The 26,187-nt window shown below is 66.5% G+C and carries 23 protein-coding genes and 1 riboswitch; of the genes, 12 read left to right on the forward strand and 11 right to left on the reverse strand.

Annotated elements, in window-relative coordinates; translation table 11 throughout:
* The first annotated feature begins 4 nt into the window (after positions 1-4).
* From AC3WMU_RS12245 to metF, 6 genes are all read left to right on the forward strand, one after another.
* A complete protein-coding gene (locus AC3WMU_RS12245; RefSeq protein WP_006224808.1) occupies positions 5-892 on the forward strand; it encodes an alpha/beta fold hydrolase in 888 nt (295 codons plus the stop codon).
* A 79-nt stretch (positions 893-971) separates the two neighbouring features.
* Positions 972-1,208, forward strand: a complete 237-nt coding sequence (locus AC3WMU_RS12250) for a DUF1289 domain-containing protein (protein WP_006224807.1) — start codon at positions 972-974, stop codon at positions 1,206-1,208.
* An 89-nt stretch (positions 1,209-1,297) separates the two neighbouring features.
* Positions 1,298-2,338, forward strand: a complete 1,041-nt coding sequence (locus tag AC3WMU_RS12255) for a glycosyltransferase family 4 protein (RefSeq protein WP_424624612.1) — start codon at positions 1,298-1,300, stop codon at positions 2,336-2,338.
* A gap of 64 nt (positions 2,339-2,402) precedes the next feature.
* A riboswitch (S-adenosyl-L-homocysteine riboswitch) is annotated at positions 2,403-2,552 on the forward strand.
* Between the two features lie 102 nt (positions 2,553-2,654).
* Positions 2,655-4,073, forward strand: a complete 1,419-nt coding sequence (ahcY, locus tag AC3WMU_RS12260) for an adenosylhomocysteinase (protein ID WP_006224805.1) — start codon at positions 2,655-2,657, stop codon at positions 4,071-4,073.
* A gap of 123 nt (positions 4,074-4,196) precedes the next feature.
* Positions 4,197-4,532, forward strand: coding sequence for a phage holin family protein (locus AC3WMU_RS12265; protein ID WP_006224804.1), 336 nt, complete (start codon positions 4,197-4,199; stop codon positions 4,530-4,532).
* Complete coding sequence (gene metF, locus AC3WMU_RS12270) at positions 4,532-5,374, forward strand: methylenetetrahydrofolate reductase [NAD(P)H] (RefSeq protein WP_088588652.1); 843 nt, start codon at positions 4,532-4,534, stop codon at positions 5,372-5,374. The genes AC3WMU_RS12265 and metF overlap by 1 nt, the downstream gene beginning before the upstream one ends.
* Before the next feature lie 81 nt (positions 5,375-5,455).
* Here metF and AC3WMU_RS12275 read toward each other — a convergent pair whose 3' ends face one another.
* The 6 genes from AC3WMU_RS12275 to AC3WMU_RS12300 all read right to left on the reverse strand — a co-directional run bounded on the left by AC3WMU_RS12275 (position 5,456) and on the right by AC3WMU_RS12300 (position 11,706).
* The gene (locus tag AC3WMU_RS12275) at positions 5,456-6,454 is read right to left on the reverse strand and encodes a tripartite tricarboxylate transporter substrate-binding protein (RefSeq protein WP_006224802.1); all 999 of its coding nucleotides are present in this window, start codon (positions 6,452-6,454) and stop codon (positions 5,456-5,458) included.
* 166 nt (positions 6,455-6,620) lie between these two features.
* On the reverse strand, positions 6,621-7,484 hold the full coding sequence (locus tag AC3WMU_RS12280; protein ID WP_035213138.1) for a proteasome-type protease: 864 nt from the start codon (positions 7,482-7,484) through the stop codon (positions 6,621-6,623).
* Between the two features lie 54 nt (positions 7,485-7,538).
* Complete coding sequence (locus tag AC3WMU_RS12285; RefSeq protein ID WP_492282409.1) at positions 7,539-8,342, reverse strand: transglutaminase family protein; 804 nt, start codon at positions 8,340-8,342, stop codon at positions 7,539-7,541.
* A 13-nt stretch (positions 8,343-8,355) separates the two neighbouring features.
* A complete protein-coding gene (locus tag AC3WMU_RS12290; protein ID WP_006224799.1) occupies positions 8,356-9,354 on the reverse strand; it encodes an alpha-E domain-containing protein in 999 nt (332 codons plus the stop codon).
* Positions 9,355-9,356: 2 nt separating this feature from the next.
* A complete protein-coding gene (locus AC3WMU_RS12295) occupies positions 9,357-10,787 on the reverse strand; it encodes a circularly permuted type 2 ATP-grasp protein (protein ID WP_035213088.1) in 1,431 nt (476 codons plus the stop codon).
* A gap of 244 nt (positions 10,788-11,031) precedes the next feature.
* Positions 11,032-11,706, reverse strand: coding sequence for a 5-formyltetrahydrofolate cyclo-ligase (locus AC3WMU_RS12300; protein WP_035213137.1), 675 nt, complete (start codon positions 11,704-11,706; stop codon positions 11,032-11,034).
* A 126-nt stretch (positions 11,707-11,832) separates the two neighbouring features.
* Between AC3WMU_RS12300 and AC3WMU_RS12305 the strand changes: the two genes are divergently transcribed.
* A complete protein-coding gene (locus AC3WMU_RS12305) occupies positions 11,833-13,962 on the forward strand; it encodes a lytic transglycosylase domain-containing protein (RefSeq protein ID WP_006224796.1) in 2,130 nt (709 codons plus the stop codon).
* Complete coding sequence (locus AC3WMU_RS12310) at positions 13,959-15,062, forward strand: tRNA nucleotidyltransferase/poly(A) polymerase-related protein (protein ID WP_006224795.1); 1,104 nt, start codon at positions 13,959-13,961, stop codon at positions 15,060-15,062. The genes AC3WMU_RS12305 and AC3WMU_RS12310 overlap by 4 nt, the downstream gene beginning before the upstream one ends.
* Before the next feature lie 21 nt (positions 15,063-15,083).
* Here AC3WMU_RS12310 and AC3WMU_RS12315 read toward each other — a convergent pair whose 3' ends face one another.
* The 3 genes from AC3WMU_RS12315 to AC3WMU_RS12325 all read right to left on the reverse strand — a co-directional run bounded on the left by AC3WMU_RS12315 (position 15,084) and on the right by AC3WMU_RS12325 (position 19,251).
* Complete coding sequence (locus AC3WMU_RS12315; protein WP_006224794.1) at positions 15,084-16,292, reverse strand: class I SAM-dependent methyltransferase; 1,209 nt, start codon at positions 16,290-16,292, stop codon at positions 15,084-15,086.
* 106 nt (positions 16,293-16,398) lie between these two features.
* Entirely contained in the window at positions 16,399-18,210 is a 1,812-nt protein-coding gene (locus AC3WMU_RS12320) for a DEAD/DEAH box helicase (protein ID WP_006224793.1), read from the reverse strand.
* A 279-nt stretch (positions 18,211-18,489) separates the two neighbouring features.
* The gene (locus tag AC3WMU_RS12325) at positions 18,490-19,251 is read right to left on the reverse strand and encodes a uracil-DNA glycosylase (RefSeq protein ID WP_492282410.1); all 762 of its coding nucleotides are present in this window, start codon (positions 19,249-19,251) and stop codon (positions 18,490-18,492) included.
* A gap of 123 nt (positions 19,252-19,374) precedes the next feature.
* On the opposite strand from AC3WMU_RS12325, the gene AC3WMU_RS12330 reads away from it, so the two are divergent.
* The 3 genes from AC3WMU_RS12330 (at position 19,375) to AC3WMU_RS12340 (ending at position 23,595) form a co-directional block, all read left to right on the forward strand.
* The gene (locus tag AC3WMU_RS12330; protein WP_006224791.1) at positions 19,375-19,881 is read left to right on the forward strand and encodes an RNA polymerase sigma factor; all 507 of its coding nucleotides are present in this window, start codon (positions 19,375-19,377) and stop codon (positions 19,879-19,881) included.
* Positions 19,882-19,892: 11 nt separating this feature from the next.
* Positions 19,893-20,894, forward strand: coding sequence for a FecR family protein (locus AC3WMU_RS12335; RefSeq protein WP_035213084.1), 1,002 nt, complete (start codon positions 19,893-19,895; stop codon positions 20,892-20,894).
* A gap of 211 nt (positions 20,895-21,105) precedes the next feature.
* Positions 21,106-23,595 carry a TonB-dependent siderophore receptor gene (locus AC3WMU_RS12340; protein ID WP_492282411.1) on the forward strand — a complete coding sequence of 830 codons (2,490 nt, stop codon included), beginning with the start codon at positions 21,106-21,108 and terminating at the stop codon, positions 23,593-23,595.
* Between the two features lie 51 nt (positions 23,596-23,646).
* Here the strand turns inward: AC3WMU_RS12340 and tenA are convergent, their stop codons facing one another.
* Positions 23,647-24,309, reverse strand: coding sequence for a thiaminase II (gene tenA / locus AC3WMU_RS12345; RefSeq protein WP_006224788.1), 663 nt, complete (start codon positions 24,307-24,309; stop codon positions 23,647-23,649).
* Positions 24,310-24,409: 100 nt separating this feature from the next.
* The gene (locus AC3WMU_RS12350; protein WP_492282412.1) at positions 24,410-25,195 is read right to left on the reverse strand and encodes a 3-hydroxybutyrate dehydrogenase; all 786 of its coding nucleotides are present in this window, start codon (positions 25,193-25,195) and stop codon (positions 24,410-24,412) included.
* A gap of 273 nt (positions 25,196-25,468) precedes the next feature.
* On the opposite strand from AC3WMU_RS12350, the gene AC3WMU_RS12355 reads away from it, so the two are divergent.
* A complete protein-coding gene (locus AC3WMU_RS12355) occupies positions 25,469-26,149 on the forward strand; it encodes an N-acetylmuramoyl-L-alanine amidase family protein (protein WP_492282808.1) in 681 nt (226 codons plus the stop codon).
* The last annotated feature ends 38 nt before the right edge of the window (positions 26,150-26,187 follow it).

The raw sequence follows: 26,187 nt of genomic DNA on the forward strand, positions 1-26,187 counted from the left end.
ACCCATGACCGCATTCTTCGACTTGCCCGTGCGCCGCATCCAGGGCGATGGCATTGAAATCGCCGCGCGCATCGACGGGTCGGGGCCGCCGCTGCTGTTGCTGCACGGCCATCCGCAGACGCATGCCATCTGGCACCGCGTATGGCCCGAACTGACGCGGCACCGCACGTGCGTGGCCGCAGACCTGCGCGGCTACGGCGATAGCGGCAAGCCCGCGGCCACGGCGGACCACTCCGCCCATTCCAAGCGCCAGATGGCGGCCGACATGATCGCGGTGATGCGCGCGCTGGGCCATGAGCGTTTCGAGGTGCTGGCGCACGACCGTGGCGCCCGCGTGGCGCACCGGCTGGCGCTGGACCATGCCGATGCCGTGTCCCGCATGATGCTGCTGGACATCGCGCCCACGCTGGACATGTACGAGGGTACGACGCGGGCGTTCGCCCAGGCGTACTACCACTGGTTCTGGCTGATCCAGCCCGCGCCCGGCCCCGAAACCATGATCGAGCACGACCCCGTGTTCTACCTGCGCTCGGTGATGGGCGGCCGGCCGGGCGGGCTGGTGCATTTTTCCGACGAAGCCATGGCGGAATATGAACGCGCGGCCCGGCAGCCGGGCTGGGCCACCGGCATCTGCGAGGACTACCGCGCCTCGGCCACGCTGGACCTGGATCACGACCGCGCGGGCCGCGCCGCTGGCGAGCGCCTGCGCATGCCGGTGCGGGCGCTGTGGGGCGAGCGCGGCGCGGTGGGCAAGAATTTCGACGTGCTGGAGCTGTGGCGCGCCGTGGCCGACGAAGTCTCGGGCGCGCCGTTGCCCGGGGCGCACTACCTGGCCGAAGAGACCCCCGACGCGCTGCTGGGCGAGGCCGGCGCGTTCTTCGGATGGCGGTAGCGGGCGGCTGTCAATCAAGCCACGGCGGGCGATAGGGCTATCCAAAAGGGGACACACCCCTGGTGTTAACCTTCGCCCCATGAATCGTTACTTCGCCGATCTTTCCGAATTGCCCGAGCCTGAAGACGCCCAACGCGTCTTCAAGGCGACCGACTCCCCCTGCGTGGCCGTGTGCTCGACCCTGTTCGACGATATCTGCCGCGGTTGCGGCCGTACGGCCATGGAAGTCGCCAATTGGGTGTTCATGACGGAAGAGGAAAAGCGCGAAGTCTGGATCCGCATCAAGGCGCAAGGGTATCCCCGGCGCAACAACTGAGCGCGGGCGGCGGCCGGGATTTTCCGGCCGTCTTGGGCATGTCATATCGCGCGGGCTAAATCGCGTTATCGCCCACTTCCGGCCCTATCATGCGCATCGTCCTGGTTACGGATGCCTGGCATCCGCAAGTCAACGGCGTCGTCCGCACCTGGACGACCATGCAGCAGATCCTGAGTGAATGGGGCCACGAGCTGATCGTGGTGAACCCACAGGGCAGCCGGACCGTTCCGGCCCCGTCCGAGCCGGACCTGCGGCTATGCCTGCAGCCGGGGCGCCAGTTGCGGCGCATCCTGGGCGACACCATTCCCGACGCGCTGCACATCGCCACCGAAGGCCCGCTGGGCCTGGCCGCGCGCCGGATGGCACTGGCCCGGGGCTGGCAATTCACCACCTCGTTCCACACGATGTTCCCCGACTACCTGCAAGCGCGCATGGGCATCCCCGCGGCCTTGCCGTGGCGCTATCTGCGGTGGTTCCACCGGCCCTCGCAATGCGTGCTGGTGCCGACCCCCACGGTGCGCGACATCCTGGTGCAGCGCGGGCTGGCGAACCTGCGGGTCTGGTCGCGCGGCGTGGACCCGCGCAAATTCCAGCCGGCCGACAGCGCGGCGTTCGCGCACCTGCCGCGGCCGGTCTACCTGAGCGTGGGCCGCGTCGCGCGGGAAAAGAACCTGGATGCCTTCCTCTCGCTTGAGCTTGCAGGCAGCAAGGTGGTCGTGGGCGCAGGCCCGGACGAGGCGCGGCTGAAAAAGAAATTCCCCGGCGCGGTGTTCCTGGGCATGCAGCAGGACGATGCGCTGCCAGGGTTCTACGCTGCCGCCGACGTCTTCGTGTTCCCCAGCCTGACCGACACGTTCGGCCTCGTGATGCTGGAGGCGATGGCCTGCGGCACCCCCGTGGCGGCGTTCCGTAGCGAGGCGCCGCTGGCGGTCGTCACCCAGGGCGTCACCGGCTGCCTGGACGACGACCTGGCCCACGCCTGCCGCGCCGCACTGCCGCTGGACCGCCACGCGGTGCGGGCGCACGCGTTGACCCGCAGCTGGGATTCGGTGGCGTCGGACCTGCTGGATTCCCTGGTGCCGCTCGTGGCGGGCGCGCCGTCGCGGCCGTCGCTGGCCCGCGCCGGGTGAGGCTTGGGGGAATTTTTGGGGGACGGGTTTCCGCACCGCACCCCAAACCGGTACAATCCTTCGCAATCCTGAGGAGCGTTGCGACGACCCTGCCGTTCCCGCCGTGCTGTGATCCAAAACAGCCACGCCACGCGGAACCCGGCTCGCCAGGCTCAGGAATCCTTGTTCAAGCGCCGCGCCCTGCGCGTCGCTACAGCAACGGCGCTCACCTTTGTCGCATATGGCGGGAAAGGCGAGCACTCGACTGTCGTGGTGTATTCGCGTTGTCCGGCCATATCGTGCGCCGTTCGATATTCACGTGGAGCCTACACACACCATGAACGCTGTGACTGATAAATCCTTCTCCGATTACCTGGTTGCCGACCTGTCGCTGGCAGGCTGGGGCCGTCGCGAACTGGCCATCGCCGAAACCGAAATGCCCGGCCTGATGGCCATCCGCGAGGAATTCGCCGCTGCGCAGCCGCTCAAGGGCGCGCGTATCGCCGGCAGCCTGCACATGACCATCCAGACCGGCGTGCTGATCGAAACGCTGGTTGCCCTGGGTGCCGAAGTGCGCTGGGCCTCGTGCAACATCTTCTCCACGCAAGACCACGCCGCCGCCGCGATCGCCGCGTCCGGCACGCCGGTTTTCGCCGTCAAGGGCGAAACGCTGGAAGAGTACTGGCAGTACACCCACAAGATCTTCGAATGGCCCAACGGCCAGAACGCCAACATGATCCTCGACGACGGCGGCGACGCCACGTTGATGCTGCACCTGGGCACCAAGGCCGAGAAAGATCTCTCGGTGCTGGCCAACCCGGGCAGCGACGAAGAGCGCATCCTGTTCGCCGCCATCAAGGAAACGCTCAAGCGTGATCCCAAGTGGTATTCGACCCGCCTCGCGCTGATCAAAGGCGTGACGGAAGAAACCACGACCGGCGTGCACCGCCTGTACCAGATGTCGCAAAAGGGCGAGCTGGCCTTTGCCGCCATCAACGTCAACGACTCGGTCACCAAGTCCAAGTTCGACAACCTGTACGGCTGCCGCGAATCGCTGGTGGACGGCATCAAGCGCGCCACCGACGTCATGGTCGCCGGCAAGATCGCCGTCGTGGCCGGCTACGGCGACGTGGGCAAGGGCTGCGCCCAGGCGCTGGTCGCGCTGCGCGCGCAAGTCTGGGTCACCGAAGTCGACCCGATCTGCGCCCTGCAGGCCGCGATGGAAGGCTTCAAGGTCGTGACGATGGAAGAAGCCGCCGCCCACGGCGATATCTTCGTTACCGCCACCGGCAACTACCACGTCATCACGCGTGAGCACATGAACGCCATGAAGGACCAGGCGATCGTCTGCAACATCGGCCACTTCGACAACGAAATCGACGTCGCCGGCCTGGCCGACTGCCAGTGGGAAGAGATCAAGCCGCAAGTCGACCACGTGATCTTCCCGGACGGCAAGCGCATCATCCTGCTGGCCCAAGGCCGCCTGGTGAACCTGGGTTGCGCCACCGGCCACCCCTCGTTCGTGATGTCGTCGTCGTTCGCCAACCAGACCATCGCCCAGATCGAACTGTTCACGCGCAACGAAGCGTACAAGTCCGGCGAAGTCTACGTGCTGCCCAAGCACCTGGACGAGAAGGTCGCCCGCCTGCACCTGAAAAAGCTGGGTGTGAAGCTGACGACGCTGCGCCAGGATCAGGCCGACTACATCAACGTGCCGGTGGAAGGCCCCTTCAAGCCCAACCATTACCGCTATTGATGCATGTAGCAAAATAGGAAGGTGCCGCGCCATGTTGGCGCGGGCTTTCCGAACCGCGGAGCTCCCCCGGGCTCGCCTGGCGATCAAGGGGCCGCGGAGCGTTAATACAGGAGAACGAACATGGTGACTTTGATACTCGTCTGGATCCTGAATGCAGTGGCCCTGCTGGCCGTTGCCTACCTGTTGCCCGGCATCGCCGTGGCCAGCTTCGGATCTGCGCTGATTGCCGCGCTGGTGCTGGGCCTGGTGAACATGCTGGTCAAACCGGTGCTTGTGCTGCTGACGCTGCCCATCACGATCGTCACCCTCGGGCTCTTTCTCATCGTCATCAACGCCTTGTTGTTCTGGTTCGTCGGCTCCGTGCTGAAGGGCTTCCAGGTCAACGGGTTCTGGTGGGCCGTGGGCGGTGCGATTCTGTACAGCATCATCTCTGGTCTGCTTACCAAACTGATCCCCTAATGTCCGACTCGACTTCTCCCGCCTTCAGTCTGGAATTCTTTCCCCCGCGCGATCTGGCCGGTCAGGAACGGCTGGTCCGCGCGGCCAAGCAGATGCTGGCGATCCAGCCCAAGTACGTCAGCGTGACCTTCGGCGCGGGCGGTTCCACGCGCGCCGGCACGGCAGACGCCGTGCGCACGCTGCGCAACCTGGGTTGCGACGCGGCGCCCCACTTGTCGTGCGTGGGCGCCACGCGCCAGGATCTGCGGGACATCCTCCAGGCCTACAAGCATGAAGGCGTGCGGCGCGTGGTCGCCCTGCGCGGCGACCTGCCTTCGGGCATGGGCGGCGATGCGGGCGAATTGCGCTACGCCAATGAACTGGTCTCGTTCATCCGTGAAGAGACCGGCGACTGGTTCCACATCGAAGTGGCGGCCTATCCCGAAATGCATCCGCAGGCGTCCAATCCGTCGGCCGACCTGGACCATTTCGTGGCCAAGGTGAAGGCCGGCGCCGACGCGGCCATCACGCAGTACTTCTTCAACGCCGATGCCTACTTCGACTTCGTCGACCGGGCCCAGGCCAAGGGCGTGCGTGTACCGATCGTGCCGGGCATCATGCCCATCACGAACCACACGCAGCTGCTGCGCTTTTCCGAAATGTGCGGCGCGGAAGTGCCGCGCTGGATCCGGCTGCGCCTGGCGGAGTTCGGCGACGACAAGGCTTCCATCCGCGCCTTTGGCGTGGACGTCGTCACCGAACTGTGCCAGACCCTGCTGGACAACGGTGCGCCGGGCCTGCACTTCTACACCTTGAACCATGCGGAAGCCCCGCTGGCGGTGTGGAAGGAGCTGTCGCTGTAGTCGTTGCGTCGCGTACGCAATGGGAAAGGCCGGCAGAAATGCCGGCCTTTTTTTCATGCTTGAAGGGTGCGTGGCCCAGGTTCAATCCGCGTACACGCCCACCTTCCTGATGATGCCGCCCCATTTGTCGACTTCGGATTGCAGCCAGGTCTGCAGGCCTTCCGGCGTCTGCTTGGATTCGGGCACGATCTCGGCGCCCAGCTCGGCCATCTTTTGCGAGAATGCCGGATCCTTGAGCGCCGTACGCAGTGCCGCGTTGAACTTCGCGATGGCCTCGGGCGGCGTACCCTTGGGCGCATAGACGCCGTGCCACACCTTGACCTCGAAGCCCTTCAACCCGCCTTCCTGCAGGGTCGGCGAATCCGGCAGCGCCTTGATGCGGTCCAGCGTCGTGACGCCATACAGCTTCACGCGGTCCGCCTTGATCTGCGGGATGGTCTGCGTGGTCTGGTCGCACAGCACGTCGACCTGGCCGCCCAGCAGTGCCGTCATCGCCGGGGCCGTACCGGCGTAGGGCACGGTCGTGAACTGCACCCCTAGCGACTCTTGCAGCAACATGCCGCACAGCTGCGACACGGCGCCCAGTCCGGCGTTGGCCAGGTTGACCTTATTGCCGTTCTCTTTGGCGTACTTGATGAAGCCCGCCATGCCGTCGGCGGGCAGGTCCTTGCGGCCCAGCAGCGTCATGGGCACGTCCGCCACCTGGCCGACATACGCAAAGTCCGTCAGCGGATTGAACGACAGCTTGCGGTACAGCGCCGGCGCCGTGGCCATGCCGTTGTGGTGGATCAGGAAGGTATAGCCGTCAGGCGCCGCGCGCGCGACGTGCTGGGATGCCAACGTGCCGCCCGCGCCCGTGCGGTTTTCAATGATGATGCTTTGGCCCAGCGTCTTGGCCATGGAAGCGCCCAGGCTACGCGCGACCACGTCCGTCGGGCCGCCCGCCGCGAACGGCACGACAAGCGAAATGGGATGGTTCGGATACGCGCCTTGCGCGCTGGCGGAACCCCAGGCAAGGCAGGACAGGGCCAGCATGGGCCAGGCGGCACGCGTCGCCGCGCGCGCGAAAATTGGGGGCATGTCTCGCTCCTTGTGGTTTTCTCGGACCCGCGAACGCATCGCGGACCACAGCCAGTGTGGCGTGTCATGCCAAGGATGAGAATTTGCCGTTTCACAAGCCGGGCTTCGGCAGCGGGAAAGGCGGGTTTACGCGGTCTTGCGCAAACCAGATACCGGAAAGCAGGCCTTAATTCGCCTGATCCTTGCCCGGATCCTCAGCCAACACCTGCGGGGTCGGGTAGCTGGGCTGCGGGGCGTTCACGGGTTCGATGCGCAGCGGCTGGTGGACGCGGCTGGGCGGCACGAGCGAACCGGGGTCATCCGGGTTGGTCCACAGCGGGTCCGGGATTTCGGCGAAGACCTGGCGCAGGCGTTCGCCCCAGGTGCCGCGGATCATGCGGAAGTACTCGTTGTGCTCGTCGATGCTGGCGAAGTGCGTGACGCGCAGCGCGTTCGTGTCGTAGACCAGCAGGTCCAGCGGCAGGCCCACCGAAATGTTCGAGCGCAGCGTGGAGTCCATTGAGATCAGCGCGCACTTGGCGGCCTCGTCCAGCGAGGTGTCGGGACGCAGCACGCGGTCCAGGATGGGCTTGCCGTACTTGGCTTCGCCGATCTGGAAGTACGGGCATTCCTGGCCGGCTTCGATGAAGTTGCCGGCCGAATACACCTGGAACAGCCGGCAGCGCTCGGTGCCTATCTGTCCCCCAAAAATCATGCTGACGTTGAAGTCCACGCCTTGCTCGTGCAAGGCGGGGGCTTCGCGTTGATAGACCTCGCGCACGGCGGCGCCGACGCAGCGGGTGGCCTCGAACAGGTCGGCCGCGTTCCAGATGGTGTCGCCGCCTTCATCGTGCTGGCGGGTCAGCACATGCAGCACGGCCTGGCTGACCGCCAGGTTGCCCGAGGTCATCAGGACCATGACGCGCTCGCCCGGGCGCTCGAAGACGGTCATCTTGCGAAAGACGCTGATCTGGTCGACGCCCGCGTTGGTGCGGGAGTCGGACAGGAAAACCAAGCCGGCGTCGAGGCGGGCTGCTACACAGTAAGTCATGATCGAAAATTTGAAAAAACCACGCCGCATTGTATTGCGGCGCGGTTGCGGCGGTTATTGCTGCCCGGAGGTCTGGACTTGCACACTGATCTCCATGGATTCCTCGCCGCCGCCGCTGCGCACGCCGCGCACCGGCGAGGCCGAGTCATAGTCGCGCGCTACGGCCAGCCGGCAATGGCTGTCCGAGGCAAACTGGCGGTTGGTGATGTCGACGCTGGTCCAGCCGATGTCGGCCAGCCAGACATCGGCCCAGGCGTGGCTTGCCGAGTGTTCGGTCGTGGTGTGCACGTAGCCGCTGACGTAGCGGGCGGGCACGCCCAGGCCGCGCACGCAGGCCAGGAACAGGTGGGCATGGTCCTGGCAGACGCCATGGCCCATGGTCAGCACCTGGCCCGCGGCCGTGGTCACATCGGTCGTGCCCGGTTCGTAGGCCACGCGGTCACTGATGGCGTTGGCGAGCGCCAGGATGTCGTCCGGCGTCGTCAGCCCGCCGGGCAAGACCTCACGCACGAAGGCCATGATCGTGTCGTCGGCCTGCGTCAGTGGCGTCTGCACACAATAGGCATGCACGGGCAGACGGCTGTCCTCGCCGCCCAGCAAGCCGCGCGCAAGCGGCGCGACCTGCACCTGCCCGACCACGCGCAGCTCGATGTCGGTATGCGGGTGGTTCAGCGTCAGCGTATGCGTGATGTTGCCGTAGGCGTCCACCTGCTTTTCCAGCGCGCCGGGCGCTTCGATGTGCCAGCGCAGCACGCGCTGGTGCTCGTCGTCGCGCGGCGTCAGCCGCAGCGTCTGAATGCTGTAGGTGACCGGCGCGGTGTAGCGGTAATGGGTGACGTGGGTGATGAACTGTTTCATTGCTGTCTCCGTGTTATGCCGACAGCGGGACCAGGAAGTCCTGGCTGATCCGGTTGCCCAGGTCGTTGATGCGGTCCAGGAAGTGGTCCAGATACTGGTGCAGCCCGCTGTCGAGGATGTCCTCGACGCGGCCGTATTGCAGTTCGGCGCACAGCATGCCGGCGCGGCGTTGCGTTTCGGTCGAGCGCTGGTTGGAGACGCGCGCCAGATCGTCGGCCACCGCCCGCATCGACGCCAGCAGCGAACGCGGCATGTCGCCGTGCAGGATCAGCAGTTCGGCCACGCGGTCCGGCGTGATCACGTCGCGGTACACCTTGCGGTAGATCTCCAGCCCGGACACGGAGCTCAGCAGGGCGGACCAGCGGTAAAACTCGCTTTGCAGCGCGGCGGTACCGCTCGGTTCGGGGCGCGCCTCTTGCGTGCCGTTCTGCGACGCGCTCTGCGACCCGTTGCCGCCGCGTTCATGGAACTTCACGTCCAGCATGCGGGCGGTGTTGTCGGCGCGCTCCAGGTGCATGCCGATGCGCAGGAAGTACAGCGCTTCGTCCTCCAGCATCGTGCCGATGGTGACGCCGCGCGCCAGGTGCGAACGGAACTTCACCCATTCGAAGAATTCGCCCGGGTTGCGCTCCAGCAGGCCGGTGTGCAGGTGCTTGAGCAGTTCAAGCCAGGTGGTGTTGTAGGTCTCCCAGACTTCGGTCGTCAGGCTGCCGCGCACCGCGCGCGCATTCTCGCGGGCGGCACGCATGCACGAATAGATGGACGAGGGGTTTTCGGGGTCGCGCACCATGTACTGCAGCACGTCGTGCGGCGAGATGGCCGCGTACTTGCTCTGGTACAGGCCCTGCAGTTCAGAGATGCGCAGCACGCCCAGCCATGAGCCCTCGCGCGTCTGCGTGTCTTGCGGCAGCAGCGACATCTGCAGGTTCACGTCCAGCATGCGCGCGGTGTTCTCGGCGCGTTCGGTGTAGCGGCACATCCAGAACAGGTTGTCGGCGGTTCGGCTCAGCATGTTCAGTCCTCCAGAACCCAGGTGTCTTTGGTGCCGCCGCCCTGGCTGCTGTTGACCACCAGCGAGCCCTCGGTCAGCGCCACGCGGCACAGGCCGCCGGGCACGGTGCGGATGTCCTTGCCGCACAGCACGTAGGGACGCAGGTCCACGTGCCGCGGCGCGACGCCCGATTCCACATAGGTGGGGATGGTGGACAGCGCCAGCGTCGGCTGCGCGATGTAGTTGGCGGGGTTGGCGCGCACGCGGTCCTTGAACGCATCGACTTCGGCGCGCGTGGAGGAGGGCCCGACCAGCATGCCGTAGCCGCCTGCGCCGTGCACTTCCTTGACCACCAGGTCGTGCATGTTGGCCAGCACGTGGGACAGTTCGTCCGGCCGCCCGCAACGCCAGGTCGGCACGTTGGACAGGATGGGCTCTTCGCTGAGATAGAACCGGATCATGTCCGGCACGTAAAGGTAGGTGGACTTGTCGTCCGCGATGCCGGTGCCGATCGCGTTGGCAAGCGTGACGCGGCCGGCGCGGTACACCGACAAGAGACCCGGCACGCCAAGCGCCGAATCCGCGCGGAACGACAGGGGATCGAGGAAGTCGTCGTCCAGCCGGCGGTAGATCACGTCCACTTTGCGCGGACCTTGCGTGGTGCGCATGTAGACCGTGTTCTGCTCCACGAAGAGATCCTGGCCTTCGACTAGTTCCACGCCCATCTGCTGGGCCAGGAAGGCATGCTCGAAGTAGGCCGAGTTGTACATGCCGGGCGTCAGCACGACCACCGTGGGGTCGTCGCCGCCGTGCGGGGCGACCTCGCGCAGGTTGTCCAGCAGCAGGTCGGGATAGTGCGCCACCGGTTCGACCTTGATGCGGCTGAACGCGTCCGGCATCAAGCGCATCGACATCTTGCGGTTCTCAAGCATGTAGGACACGCCGGAGGGCACCCGCAGATTGTCTTCCAGCACGTAGAACTCGCCCGCGCCCGCGCGCACGATGTCCACGCCGGCGATGTGGCAGTAGATGTCTTCCGCCACGTCCACGTCCTGCATTTCGGGGCGGTACTGGGCATTCAGGAACACCTGTTCGGCCGGCACGACGCCCGCGCGCACGATGTCGTGGCCATGGTAGATGTCATGGATGAACATGTTCAGCGCGCGCACGCGCTGCTTCAAGCCGGCTTCCAGGTGGCGCCATTCGTCGGCGGGGATGATCCGGGGGATCAGGTCGAATGGAATCAGGCGTTCGGTGCCGGCGGCGTCGCCGGCGACCGAAAAAGTGATGCCGACGCGGCGGAAACTCAGGTCGGCTTCGAGCCGTCGCACGGCCATGGCTTCGGCCGATTGCTCTTGGTGCCAGCGCTCGAAGGCCTGGTATTGGGAGCGTATGCCGCCGGCGCTGTCGCGCATTTCGTCAAAAGCGGCTGGACGGGATGATCTGTCCTTCATGGCTCCTCCGATGCTGGGTGCTGCGGCCGGCCGGCAGGCGGCGGCCTTGCACACGGTCATTACCCGGCCGATACGTGGCCAGTCCCAAAGAATAAGCAACCCGCATGCCAGCTTTTCGGGCAAGCCGGGGCCTTGGGCACAATATCCTCCCAAGGGCGCCGAAACGCCATCCCCCGCCGCGCGTAGGGCACCAGCGGTACTGTATGCACCGTATTGGTGCATGCCGCCGGGCCTATCTGGTGCGTCAGTTCATCCGGTACGTGTGTAGCGTGGTGCCGCTCGTGGCGCCTTGTTCCAGCGGCGCATGCGGCACCCAGCCGTCCTGCGTCAGCACGGCGTCCAGCGGGTAGTCGTGCGCGGCCGGGACATAGTCGGCGTCCAGTTCGCCGCAGCTCCAGGCGATGCCGATCGTGACGAACGGGTGGCCGCGTTCGCGCAGCGCCGCCAGGGTGCGGTCGTAATAGCCGCCGCCGTAACCCAGGCGGTCACCCTGATCCGTGTAACCGAGCGTCGGCACCAGAACCACGTCGGGCAGGACTTCGGCGCCAGCCACCGGTTCCTGGATGCCGTAGGGGCCGGCGCGCAGTTCCGCATCAGGGGTCCAGGGCAGGAAGGCGAGGGGGGCGTTGCGTTCGCGCACCACGGGCAACGCCACCGCGACGCCGTTTTCCACCCATTGCGACAGCAGGGGGCGCAGGTCGGGTTCGTCCGCCATGGGCCAGAAAGCCGCCACGGTGGCTGGCGCCGGACGGCCGGCTCGGGCCGCTTCGTCGCGCGCCACATTCAGCCAGGTGAACAGACGCGCACGCATCAGCAAACCGCCACGGCTGCGCTGGTCTTCGGGCATTTCGGCACGCAGTTTCCGCAATCGCGTGCGGTGCTGGACTGCGGTATCCTCTGGAGTATTTTGCGTAGTCATGCAGTGGCTGTGATGGGGGTGGACAATGAAGGCGAACATGCTGGAATCGGGCATGCAGGAATCTGAAACGCCAGTCGGCATGCCGGCGTGCAGGGCCGGTGTATGACGGCAAATGAGGGACGCGGCATGACACAGATTCTGCAAGTTCGACGGTATCAGAAAACCGGCCGGAAATCCCCGGGCGGCGCCATCGCTTCGGACCCCCGTGCGGGGCTGCGCCGCTGGCTGCCGCTGCTGGCCCTGTTCACCGCCGCCTGTGCGCCGGTTGACGCGCAACAGCGCAGCGCCGCCGTCAATCCCCAGCCGCAACCGGCCGTCCAGGCCACGCAACCCATCATCTCGGTGCCGCCCGCCGTGCTGGCCGGCCTGCCGCCCACCGCCGACACGCCCGCTCTCGCCGCCGTCGTGGCCGCGCGCGAAGCCATGAACCGCAAGCAGTGGTCCGTGCTGGGCGCGCTGGTGCCGCAGGCCAAGTCCGACACGCTGGGCATGTACCCCGAATACTGGTTGCTGCGCTATCAGCTCTGGACCCCGCCCGCCACCGGCCGGCCCACGGCCGATCTGCAGCGCTTCATCAGCAGCAACGGCGACGCTTACCTGGCCGACCGCCTGCGCGGCGATTGGCTGTTGGCGGCCGCACGCAGCGGCGATTTCGAAACCGTGCGCAAACTGGCGCCCGTGAAGAACAGCAACGCGCAGATTGAATGCGCCATCCTGGACGCCAAGCACATGACCGGCCAGCGCGCCACGGCGGCGCAAGCCACGGCGGTGTTCGCGCCGGGCGGCGCCTGCTGGGCGCTGTATGACCAGCTGGTGGCCGACAGCATCCTGGGCTGGGAACAGCTGGAGCCGCAGCTGCGCGACGCCATCGAGGCCGACAAGACCGCCGACGCGCGCAAGCTCGTGCAATACATGTTCGAGGCGCGCGATATCAAGACCTACGACCTTCTGATGAAGGATCCGATGAAGTGGCTGACCCGGCAAGACCGCATGCCAGTGGGTCGCAACGAAAAAGAGCTGGTGACTATCGCGCTGGCACGCCTGGCGCGTTCGGACGTCAGCGTGGCCGATTCCTATCTGCGCCGCGAATGGGCCAAGTCCATGTCCAAGCCGAATCTGGCCTGGGTGCGCGGGCAGTACGCGCTGATGGCCGCCCTGAGGCTGGATAGCCGCGCCGACGACTGGTATCACGAAGCCGGCCATATCCGCATGACGGACTACAACGCCGGCTGGAAGGTGCGCGCCGCGCTGCGCCAACCGAAGATCGACTGGAAGTGGGTCATCGAATCCATCGACGAGATGCCCCCGTCGCAACGCGATGACCCCTCCTGGGTGTACTGGAAGGCACGCGGCCTGGCCGCGACCGGCCGCAAGGACCAGGCCAACGCCCTGTACGCCAGCATCGCCGACCGCTTCGATTTCTACGGTCAGTTGTCCGCCGAGGAACTGGGCCGCCGCATCAATGTGCCGCCTCGCCCCGCACCCGTCAGCGACCGCGAAATCGCCGAGGCTCGCGCCAATCCCGGCCTGCAGCGTGCCGTGCAGCTGTTCCGCCTGGGCTGGCGCGGCGAAGCCGTGCCCGAATGGAACTTCACGTTGCGCGGCATGAGCGACCGCCAGTTGATCGCGGCCGCCGAGCTGGCTCGCGCCGAAAACATCTACGACCGCGTCGTCAACACGTCCGACCGCACGGAAAAGGAATTCGACTTCAGCCAGCGCTTCATCGCGCCGTTCGAAGGCCGCGTCACCGCCAAGGCCAACGCCATCGCGCTGGATCCTGCCTGGGTCTACGGCCTGATCCGCCAGGAATCGCGTTTCATCATGGACGCGCGCTCGCATGTGGGCGCCTCGGGCCTGATGCAGCTGATGCCGGCCACCGCCAAATGGGTTGCGGGCAAGATCGGCATGACCGATTTCACCCCGGCCAGCGTCAACGACTTCGACACCAACACTGTGCTGGGCACCAATTACCTGAACATGGTGCTGCGCGACCTGAACGGGTCGCAGATGCTGGCCAGCGCTGGCTACAACGCCGGTCCGCGGCGGCCGCACAACTGGCGCTCGACGTTCACGCATCCGGTCGAAGGCGCGATCTTCGCCGAGACCATTCCGTTCAATGAGACGCGTACCTACGTGAAGAACGTGATGTCCAACGCGGTCTATTACGCGGCGATGTTCAGCGGGCAGTCGCAGTCCCTGAAGGAACGGCTGGGCAATATCGTGCCGATCGGCGCCGAGAGCACGTCGATTCCATGACGCGGGATCCGGCCATCGACGGCTTGCAGGTCTATATCGTGGGCGGGGCGGTGCGCGACGCGCTGCTCGACCTGCCACCGGGCGACCACGACTGGGTCGTGGTGGGCGCCACGCCCGAAGACATGGTCCGCCGTGGATTCATCCCGGTCGGCGGCGATTTTCCGGTGTTCCTGCACCCGCGCACCAAAGAGGAATACGCGCTGGCGCGCACCGAACGCAAGTCCGGCCGCGGCTACAAGGGGTTTACGTTCTACACCGGCGCCGACGTGACGCTGGAAGAAGACCTGCGCCGCCGCGACCTGACCGTCAACGCCATCGCCCAGACGCTGGACGGCGAACGGGTCGATCCCCTGGGCGGCGAGGCCGACGTGCGCGCGCGCGTCTTTCGCCACGTGGGCGAAGCATTCGAAGAAGACCCGGTGCGCATCTTGCGGCTGGGCCGCTTCGCGGCGCGCTTTCCCGACTTCACCGTGGCCCCCGAAACGCTGGCCCTGTGCCGGTGCATGGTGGACGCCGGCGAGGCCGACGCCCTGGTGGCCGAGCGCGTCTGGAAGGAATTGTCGCGCGGCCTGATGGCGAAGAAACCGTCGCGCATGCTCGGCGTGCTGCAGGATTCCGGCGCGCTCGCCCGCGTGATGCCTGAACTGCAAGGCGTGAATGAAGTAGGCGCTGACGTGGACCGCGCAGCGGCGCAGGCGTTATCGCTCGCGGGGCGCTATGCCTTGCTGTGCCGGCTGACACCCGACCGCGAGGCGTTGGGCCGGCGCATGCGCGTGCCCACCGAATGCAATGATTACGCCCGCCTGCTGCCCGAGGTTTTGGCGGGCCTGGACGCCGCCGAAGGGGGCGGTGCGGATGCGCAACTGGCGCTGATGGAGCGCGCCGACGCGCTGCGCAAACCCGAACGTTTCTTCGATCTCTTGAAGACGGCTTCAGTCTTGCAACCCGTGGACATGGCCGCCTGGCAGTCGCGTGCGGACGCCGTGCGCGGCGTGGACGCGGGGGCGATTGCCCGCGCCTGTGCCGGCGACCCGGCCCGCATCAAGGACAGCGTGCGCCAGGCGCGCCTTGAGCGTTTGGAACAGCTGCAAGCGGGCTGAGGCCGCCCGGCCCTCCCGCCGCTACAGCTTGCCCAGCCGGTCGCCGCGCGCGAACCCGGCCAGCGGCTCGGTCACGCCTCGGCCCACGGCCAGCACCTTGAAGAGTTCGCCCATCTCGGCTTCCGACAGCAGCTTCTGAACCGGCGCCACAGCTTGCGCGTATTGCTGCGCGTCTGACGGGTCCAGCTGGGCCAGCAAGTCCATCAGGCCGGCGTTCATGAGGAAGCGGGCCTGCGACGTGTAGCCCAGCACTTGCAAGCCGGATTCCAGCGCCGCGTCGGCCATGGCGGTGAAATCCACGTGCGCGGTGATGTCCTGCAAACCCGGCGCAGTGAAAGGGTCGCCATGCGCATGGTGACGCAGATGGCACATGAGCGTGCCGCCCGCGCGCTGCGGATGATAGTACTCGCTGCGGGGGAAACCATAGTCCACCAGCAGCGCCGCGCCGCGCTCCAGCCAGCTGCCCATCGCGGCGATCCACGCCTCGCCTTGCAGATTGATCTCCGACACGTAGCCCGGCAGCGCCGGCATGCGTGCGGCAACCGCCGAGGCCAGCGCGACCGGGGCGGGGCGGTCTTCCCAGATGAAGCCCCCGCCGGCATCCAGCGCCACGCCGCGTTCCTGCACGGCGCCGGCAGCGTCCCAGGTGAACAGCGATACGGGCATTGCATCCAGCACTTCGTTGGCCAGCACGCAGCCCGCGAACGCATTGGGCAGCGCATCCAGCCATTGCACGCGATCGCCGAACGGCGCCAGGCGCGCCGCCTGGCGGGCGCGCAGGTCTGCGGACACTTCCAGGATCAGGTACCGGGTCTGGTCCAGCCCCATCGCATCCAGCTCGCGCAGCACGCCTTCGGCCAGCGCGCCGGTGCCCGCGCCGAATTCCAGCACGGCCTGCGTCTGCGTCTGACGCAGCACCTGGGCCGCCTGCCGGGCCATCGTGCGGGCGAACAATGGCGTCAGTTGCGGCGCGGTAACGAAGTCGCCCGCGGGCGTCTTGGCGTCGTCGTCGCCGTCGGCCAGCTTCACGTTGCCGGCGGCGTAATAGCCCAGGCCGGGCGCATACAGCGCTTCCGCCATCCAGTGGTCGAACGGCAGCCAGCCGCCGTTGGCCGTGATCGCGGCGCGCAGGTGCGCGGCAGCGGCGTCGCTATGTTCCTGGGCGGCGGCGGACAGCGGGGGAAGATTGGCGGGAGCGGGGCGTTGCATGGTCGAAGAAGGCGTGGTCATTGCGGCATTTTCCCAAAAAAAGAACGGCCCTGCTGCGCGCGTTTGCCGGCCTGAAAAGACAAACCCCGCGACAGGCGCGGGGTTTGTTTGGGGTCAAGCGGGCGAATTAGCCGCGGCGGTCAGCCGGCTTGGCGAAGCGCTTGGCGGGGCCGCCGGGGCGCTTGTCGAACGAGGGCTTGGCGCCACGAAAACCGCCTTCCGGACGGTCGCCGCCGCGGAAGCCGCCTTCGCGCTGGGGACGGTCGCCGAAGCTGGGACGATCGCTGAAGCTCGGACGGGCGTCACGGTCACCGCCGCGGAAACCGCCTTCACGGGGAGCACGCTCGCTGAACGGGCGGGCATCGCGCTGGGGACGATCACCGAAGCTGGGACGGTCGCCGCCGAAGCTGGGACGCGCATCGCGGTCGCCGCCACGGAAGCCGCCTTCACGCTGGGGACGGTCGCCAAAGGGACGATTGCCCTGGTAGCCGCCTTCGCGCTGGGGACGATCACCGAAGCTGGGGCGGTCGCTGAACGAACGGGCCGGGCGGTCGCCGAAAGGACGATTGCCTTGGTAGCCGCCTTCGCGCGGCGCACCGTCGCGATTGCCTTGGTAACCGCCTTCACGCGGCTTGAACTCGCCACGCGGGGCGCCGTCACGCGGGCCGCCGAACGAACGGTTTTCACGGTTGCCTTGGTAGCCGCCTTCATGACGCGAACCACCGAAGCCGCCGGGACGCTTGCCGAACGGCTTGCCGCCACGCGGGGCGCCGCTGCCGCCAGCCGACGGGCGCGGCGTGCGCTTGGGTTCCAGGCCGGCGATCACTTCAGGCGTGATCGATTGGCCGATGTAGTGCTCGATACGGCGAACCTTGTGGCGTTCGGAGTGCGTGGCCAGCGTGAACGCCAGGCCGCTGCGGCCGGCGCGGCCGGTACGGCCGATACGGTGCACGTAGTCTTCGGCTTGCATCGGCAGGTCGAAGTTGACGGCGTGGCTGATGCCTTGCACGTCGATGCCGCGGGCAGCCACGTCGGTGGCAACCAGGATACGCAGCTGGCCGCGTTGCAGTTGCGACAGCGTACGGGTGCGTTGGCGCTGGTTCATGTCGCCGTGCAGGGCAGCGGCGGCAAAGCCTTGGTCGGCCAGGCGGTCGGCCAGGTCATCGGCGCCGCGCTTGGTCGACGTGAAGACAATGGCTTGGTCCAGCTTGGCGTCACGCAGCACGTGATCCAGCAGCTGCATCTTGTGGCTGGCATCGTCCGCGTACAGCAGGCTTTGCGTGATGTTGGTGTGCTTTTCCTTGGCGCCGGCCATTTCGATACGCTGCGGGTCGCGCATCATTTTGGCAGCCAGCTTGGCGATCGTGCCGTCCAGCGTGGCCGAGAACAGCAGCGTTTGGCGATCTTCCGGCAGGCGGCTGACGATGGTTTCGATATCTTCGATGAAGCCCATGTCCAGCATGCGGTCGGCTTCGTCGAGCACCAGCGTGTGCACGGTGTTCAGCTTGACGCGGCCCGATTGCAGGTGGTCGATCAGGCGGCCGGGGGTGGCGACCAGCACGTCAACGCGGCGCGACAGCGCCTTGAGTTGCGCGCCGTAAGGCATGCCGCCCACGACGGTAGCGGTGCGCAGGTCAGCCAGCTTGCGGCCATACGTTTCGGTCGCTTCGGTGACTTGCAGAGCCAGTTCGCGGGTCGGGGTCAGCACCAGCACTTGCACGCCGACGCCCTTGTTGGCGGGCATCTGGGCAATACGGTGCAGGGCCGGCAGCATGAAGGCGGCGGTCTTGCCGCTGCCCGTCTGCGAGGACACCATCAGGTCGTGACCGGCCAGCGCTTGCGGAATGGCAGCGGCTTGGACGGAGGTGGGGGTGCTGAAGCCAGCTTCTTGAACGGCCGACAACAGAGCGGGTGCAAGACCCAGGTTTTCGAAAGACATTACTTTCCCTTGCCGCAATCAATGCGACGCAGTGCTTGGTCGGGCCAGGGGATTAGGCGGCCGGATCCAGGCGACGGTTGATGGAGCATCGTGCCGACCGAATCAACCGTGCGCGTGGCGCGTTCTCGTATACAGAGTGGAACGCAGGGCGAAAGGAAAGGAGGTCAGGAATCGATGATAGTTCGGCATGGGGCCGGGGCGTAGGCTGCCCGGCAGACTGCAAAAAATTCCGCTAAATCAAGGCGGTAAATGCCGAACTCGTTTTGTGCAGTGCGGCGATCATAACCCGAATTCGCCTTGCAAGGGAATTATTTTTTTGTCCAGTCCCCAATCAATAGGGTTTTTCCCTTGGTCGACGAGCCAGTCGTTGGTCGCCCGGAAGTGGCCGCAGCCCAGAAAAGGCACCGGGGGACGCCGGGCGGAAAGCGGGGAGGGATGATTGGACATCAGGACGAGGTGGCCGCTGTTGTCGGGCAGCAACATCCGCTTGGCCTGGGCATGGGCGCCCCACAGCAGGAAGGCCTTGGGCGATGGGTCGCGGGCGACCAGCGAAATCAGGGCGTCGGTCACGGTTTCCCAGCCGCGCTTGGCGTGGGAGGCGGGCTGGCCGTCTTCCACCGTCAGTGCGGTATTCAGCAGCAGCACGCCCTGGTCCGCCCACGGGCTCAGGTCGTTGCCTGCCGGGACGGGCGTGCCCGGGAACTCGTGTGCGATCTCATTGAAGATGTTGCGCAGGCTGGGCGGACGCTTGCAATCGTCGGGCACCGAAAACGCCAGGCCCTGGGCCTGGCCCGCGCCGTGATACGGGTCTTGCCCCAGGATCACCACGCGCACGTCCGATGGCGCGAGCCCATGCAGGGCCCGGAACGGCGTGGCGGGATAGACCACCGCGCCTTCGGCAAGGCGCTTTTCGACGTGGGCGGCGACCGCGGCCAGCGCGTCGGCGACGGCACGGTTACCGAAGGCGGCGGCCCAGGCGTCGGGAAGTTGCGCCGTCTGGGCGGCGAGGGCGTGGGGAACGAGGCGGTTATCGATCGGCATGGGCGCGATTTTGGCATAGGCAAGGCGCCGCGTGCCGGCGTGCCGGCAAGCGCGGGATATTGTTTATTAATTGAGAATCATTGTTAATATTGCCGCCTTCGTGCCTTTGCCGCAGTCGCCCTCATGTCCCGTCCCCCCAGCAGCCTGAAAGCCTGGCTCGCCCATTACGGCGAGTTGGTGGGCGCGTGGGCCAAGCGCAATTCCAGGCCCTGCGACGCCGAGGACGCGGCCCAGGACGTGATGGCCGGTTTGTTGAGCGGGGCAAACAGCGGCGTATTGAATGGCAAGTCCTATCTGTTCCGCGCCGCGCAGAACCGGCTGATCAGCGAGATCCGGCGGCAGACGCGGCATGACGAGGTGTCGCTGGAGGCGTGGGCGGCGGATGACCCTGCGCAGTGGCATGATCCGGAGTCCGACGCGCGTGCGCGCCAATTGGCCGATGCACTGGAATGCGCCCTGGCCAACCTGCCGTTGAAGAAGCGGCAAGCCTATGTCTGGTGCCGCCTTGAGGGCTATACGCAGCCCGAAGTCGCTGCCCGGATGGGCTTGGCGCTGAACACGGTCGAGCGCTATATCATGGACGCCACGCGAGAAATCCGCGAACAGCTGAAACACTTCTGCCCGGATTGATCCGCCGCGCAATGACAGACCCCATCGACCCAGACACCCTGACTGATCCCCGCGACGCGGCGGCCTTTTGGTTCGCCCGCGTGCATTCGGAACAGATGAGCCAGGCCGAACGCCAGCAGTTCGACGCGTGGCTGCGGGCCGACCCCGCGCACGACCTGGAGTACCGGCGCGCGCGCGGCATCTGGAACGCCAGCAGCCAGTTGGGCGAAGACCGGTTGCGCGCGCTGCTGCAAGAGGCGCCCGCCGCCGCCCGCCGACCCGGTGCCGTATCGTCGCGCCGCCGTGTCATGGCGGGCGTGGCGGTGGCCTGTACCGCCGCTGTGGTGGCAGCCGTGGTGTTGCCACGATGGATCGCGGGGGATCCCGGTTACTCGGCGCAGTACGCCACGCAGCCGGGGCAACGCCAGCACGTGACGTTGCCTGATGCGTCGGTCGTCGACCTGAACACGGCCACGCAATTGTCGGTGGCGCTGTATGACGACCGCCGCGTGGTGGCGCTTGCTGCCGGAGAGGCCACGTTTTCGGTGACACCGGACGCCAGCCGGCCGTTCTACGTGGAAGCGGGCGGCGCGACCGTCCGCGTGACCGGCACGCGATTCAACGTGCGGCGCGACGGCGACGCCGTACGCGTGGCCGTCGAGGCCGGCACGGTGGCGGTCGAGGCCGGGCATTGGTGGAACCGCAGCCAGGTGCTGTTGAGCGCGGGGCAGGGCACCCGCACGGTCGAGGAGGGGCGCCTGTCGCCCTCCGAAACATGGGACGTGCCAAACCTGCTGGCCTGGCACGCCGGCCGCGCGGTGTTCCGCGATGTCCCGCTGGCCGACGCTGTGGCCGAGATGAACCGTTATGGCCACGCGCCGATCCGCGTGTCCGGCGCGGACGTGGCCGCAATGCGGGTGTCGGGCGTATTCAGCGTCGACAACCCCCGGGCGTTCCTGGACTTGTTGCCCGCGATTGCGCCGGTGCGCGTGCAAGCCGGCCCGGATGGCTCGTCCCTGATCGTCCGCCGTTAGCCAAGCAAGGCCGACGGCCCGCCGCCACCGTGCACGGCGAATGAAATTACGAATAGTTACTATTCAGCAGCAGTTTTCCATCAGGGATTTCACCGCGACAGGCGTCTTGTCTCCCAAGGGCATCGATCCGATGCCGCTGCGCCGCCAGAATCTTCCGCATCCGGCTGACTGGCGAGCCCTGTATCAAGACCCCTCCAGGAATGCTAGTCCCGTGAACCGTATCCCTTCTGGACCCTCTACCCGCGCCGCTGCGCGCCTGGCTGTGCCGACGCGCGGGTTGACTGTGCTGGCCGTGTCCGTGCTGCTGGCGCTGGCCATCCCGCAGCCTGCCGCCCAGGCGCAGGAGGCGTCGCTGTCCTTGAACATCCCCGCGCAATCGCTGGAAGGCGCGTTGACGCAACTGGCGACGCAGGCCGCGCTGGAATTGGCCTACGCGCCCGACACCGTGCGGGGCCTGAAGGCGCCCGCGGTGTCGGGCACCCTGACGCCGGACCAGGCGTTGCGGGCCTTGCTGGCGGGCACGGGATTGGTGTTCGAACGGTCTGGCAGCAGCGTGTCCGTGTCGCGCCAGGCGGAGGGCGACACGTCCAGCGTCATGTTGAACACCATCACGGTCGTGGGCAAAGGCAACTCGATCACCGAAGACACGGGCTCCTACACCACCGGCGCCATGAACACGGCGACCAAGCTGCCGCTGACCATCCAGGAAACGCCCCAGTCGGTCAGCGTGGTCACCCGGCAGAAGCTGGACGACTTTGCCATGCAGACGATCGATGACGTGGCCAATAGCACCACCGGCGTCACGGTGAACCACTGGAGCAACGATCGCTCGCGCTATTTCTCGCGCGGCTTCACCATCAACACCTTTCTGATGGACGGCCTGCCCGTGTCGTACGAGACGGACACGTCCACCTACAGCACCACGGCCATGTACGACCACGTGGAAGTCGTGCGCGGCCCCACGGGTCTCATGACCGGCATGGGCGACCCCTCCGGCACCATCAACTTCGTGCGCAAGCAGCCGACCGATGCCGCCCAATTCATCGCCACCGCGCGTGCGGGCTCCTGGAACAATTTCTCGGGCGAATTCGACGCCAGCGGCCCGCTGAACGACAGCGGTTCCGTGCGCGGCCGCTTCGTGACGTCGCAGCAATCGCGGGACTACTTCACCGACGGCTACAGCAGCCGCAAGCAGCTGTATTACGGGGTGGTGGACATCGACATCACCGACAACACCACGCTGACGCTGGGCGGGCATTCCAACCGCGAAGACAACCCCGGTTCCGAATGGATGGGCGTGCCCACCGCGCCGGATGGCTCGCCGCTGGACATCCGGCGTTCGCGTCGGTTCTCGCCGTCATGGAGCTATTGGGACAAGAGCGAGTACAGCCTGTTCGCCGAACTGAAGCACACCTTCGACAACGGCTGGATCGCGCGCGCCGCGGCCCGCGGGGTCAATGGGAAATCGTCGCTGGATGGAGCGTACTTCGTCTCGGGCGACTACGACGCGCAAGGCGGCATCGTGTACGACGTGATGGGTGGGCGCTACGACTACGACAAGAAGCAGCGCAGCTTCGACGTGTCCGCGCAAGGCCCCATCATGCTGTTCGGCCGCGAGCACGAGATCGCGGTGGGCGCGAGCTATCGCAACGACAAGTGGCTGGACAACGGCTACAGCTATCTGGACGAGCCGGGCGGCTACCTGATGGTGTCCGGCGTGAATCCCTACACGTGGAATCCGGATTCGCTGCGCCGCCAGGACTTTGTGCGTGACACCATGTGGCGCCGAGACCAGCGCTCCGAGCTGACCTCGGGCTACGCCACGGGGCGCTTCAGCCTGGCCGATCCCCTGAGCATGATCCTGGGCGCGCGCATGGACTGGTTCGACTTCGACAACAAGCAGACCCAAGGCAGCTGGAGCAGCCACCGCAAGTTCGGCGAGGACGCCCACTTCACGCCGTACGCCGCACTCATCTACGACCTGAACGACAACCATTCGGTCTACGCCAGCTACTCCAGCATCTTCAAGCCGCAGTACTACCTGGACACGTCCGGCACCGTGATCAAGCCGGTGGAGGGCACCAACTACGAGATCGGCCTGAAGGGCAGTTACCTGGACGAGCGCGTCAACGCCGCCATCGCGCTGTTCTCGACCACGCAGACGAACCTGCCGCAGGCCGTCACGGATATCGCGTCCTGCTTTGTCGCCACCAACTGCTACCGTGCCGTGGGCGAGGTGAAAAGCGAGGGCGTGGAGATCGACATCAACGGTGAGCTGCTGCCGCGCCTGAATGTGGGCATCGGCTATTCCTACACGCGCGCCAAGGTGTCCAGCGGCGGCGTGGACGGCGCAGCGGGCCAGCCCTACGCCAGCTATATCCCGCAGCACCAGTTCAAGCTGGCCGCGATGTACCACTTTCCAGGCGCCTACGAGAAATGGCGCGTCGGCGGCGCGCTGCGAGCGCAAAGCAAGATCACCACGCAATCGCTGACCGGCAGCGCTGGGTACGTCATCAAGCAATCGCCTTACGCGCTGGTGGACCTGGTGGCGGGCTACCGGGTCAATCGCCAGCTGGACATCCAGCTGAACGTGAACAACCTGTTCGACAAGCGCTACTTTGAGTCGATGCAGGGCAACAATGGCGGCAATTACTACGGCACGCCGCGCAGCTTCCTGCTGAGCACGCGCTATCAGTTCTAAGCACGGGCCGGCACGCCCGACGGGGCAGGCAGACCCCCGCCCGTGCCGGACTCAGACCGGCCAGCCGGCCTGGCGGTGGGCCGAGTCCCAGAACATCCATTCCAGCTGGGCGGCGTGCGTGTAGGCCTGGTGCATGGCCTCGCGCGTTTGCGCCGACGCCGTTTCCGCGGCGCGGTCTACCGAGGCGATCACGGAACGCACCAGCGCGTGGAAATCGTCGCCGGCATAGGTGTCGATCCACGCCGCGTAGGGATTCGGACGCGTCGCGCGGGCATGGATCTCGCGGCCGATCTCGGCATAGATCCAAAAGCACGGCAGCAAGGCGGCGAGCGCCACCGGGTAGGGCGCGCTCCAGGCGGTGGCGATCAGGAAGCTGGTGTAGTGATGGCTGGCGGGCGTCAGCGGGGTGGCTTCGAAAGTGGCCGCATCGATGCCGAACTGCTTCATGAAGCCCGCGTGCAGCGAACGCTCGGCCACCACTGCGCCTTTGGCCGCGTCCGCGAATTGCACGACGCCGTCGGCGTCGTCCGCCTTGGCGGCCGCGATCGCCAGCGCGCGCCCGAACGCCACCAGGTAGTGCGCGTCCTGGATCATGTAGTGCTTGAATGCGTTCTCGTCGAGCTGGCCGCTGGCCAGTTCCTGGTTGAACGGCATGTCGCGCGTTTTTTCATAGAGCGCGGCGTTGCGCGCCCAGGCGTCAGAGCTGAAAGACATGGGATTCCTTATGCCCGCAGGCAGGCCGATTACGGCCAGCGCGCAACGCCGCGCGCCGGCTCAACGGCATAAGGGTATCAACTTCGGCGCATCCGTTCGCCTATTGCATGAACCAGCCGTGGCTGACCACGAAAGATTGGCCGGTGAAGGCCGCGCTGGGAAAGGCGCACAGGAACAACGCGGTCTGCGCCACGTCTTCGACGGTAGTGAAGACGCCGTCCACCGTATCGCCCAGCATCACCTTCTTCACCACGTCTTCTTCGCTGATGCCCAGTTCGCGGGCCTGCTCGGGGATCTGCTTTTCCACCAGCGGCGTGCGCACGAAGCCCGGGCAGATGACGTGCGAACGCACGTTGTGCGCCGCGCCTTCCTTGGCCAGCACGCGGGCCAGGCCCAGCAGCGCATGCTTGGCTGCCACGTAGGCGGACTTCAGCGGCGAGGCTTCGTGCGAATGCACCGATCCCATGTAGATGACCACGCCGCCGCGATTGTCCTGGTACATGTGCTTGAGCGCCGCCTTGGTCGTCAGGAAGGCGCCGTCCACGTGGATGGCCTGCATCTTCTTCCAATCCGAAAAGGCGTAGTTCTCGATGGGGTTCACGATCTGGATGCCGGCGTTCGAGATCAGGACGTCGATGCTGCCGTAGGCGGCCGCGACCTTGTCGATGCCCTGGTTCACGGCGTCTTCGCTGGTGACGTCCATCGCCACGCCCATCGCCTTGCCGCCAGCCTGCTCGATTTCGCGCGCGACGGCGTCGGCGCCGGCCTGATTCAGGTCGGCGATCGCAATGGTCGCGCCTGCGCGTGCAAGCGTCAGGGCGATCTCCTTGCCGATACCGCTGGCGGCGCCGGTCACGACGGCGACTTTTCCATTCAACTGGCTCATGCTGCAACCTCCGGTTCAGAAATGCCGGCAGGCCCGCGCATGCTGCATCGTGGCGGGGCCGGCAACAGGCCTTGCGGGGAAGGCGCGGGGGCGCAGCCCCGCCGCAAGGAGCATCTCTGGATGGTAGTCCTTCAGCTTGAGCAACGCCTGAACGCCACTCGGGCCGCCGGTTGCCGGTAACATCTGGCCCATTCCGGCGGCTGGGCCTTACCCAGGTGCCCTCCCTTCTTGCAGGCGGTCATCAGCGTGGCATCAGCTTTCATCCATCGTTTCCTGGGCGCAGCGGCGTGCGTGGCGGTATGCGCGGGCGTTCTGCTGGGATTGCCCGCGCAAGCCGCGCACATCATGGTGGATACCGGGCACACCCCCAACCGGCCGGGCGCGACGGGCGCCAGCGGGCGCGTGGAGTACCTGTACAACCTGGATGTCAGCAATCTGGTGGCGGCCGATCTGCGCGCCGCCGGCCACCGCGTGACCCAGGTGGCGGCCAATGGCGCCGAAGTCGAACTGGGCAAGCGTTCACGCGTGGCGCCGACGGCGGATTTCTTTGTCTCGATCCATCACGACTCGATGCAGCAGCAGTACATCGATGCGGGGCGCCAGCGCGAGTTTGCGGGGTTCTCCGTGTTCGTGTCGGAACGCAATCCCAGGTACGAACAAAGCCTGCACTGCGCGCGCGCCATCGGCGAGCAGTTGGTGGCCGCGGGCGAGAAGCCGTCGCTGTATCACGCGGAACCGATCGCCGGCGAAAACCGGCCGCTGTTGGACCGCCGCCTGGGTGTGCACCGTTTCGATGGGTTGGCGGTGTTGAAGACGGCGCCGATGCCCGCGGTGTTGGTAGAGGTGGGGGTGATCGTGAATCCGGACGAGGAACGCCGCCTGGCCCGCCCTGAGGTCGTCAAGCGGGTGGCGCAGGCGATCGCGAATGGTGCGCACGCCTGCCAGCAGCCGTAGCGCAAGGCACGCGACAGCGCCGCCACCTTCGATCTTTC

This window comes from Achromobacter sp. FW305-C-13 (assembly GCF_058783475.1).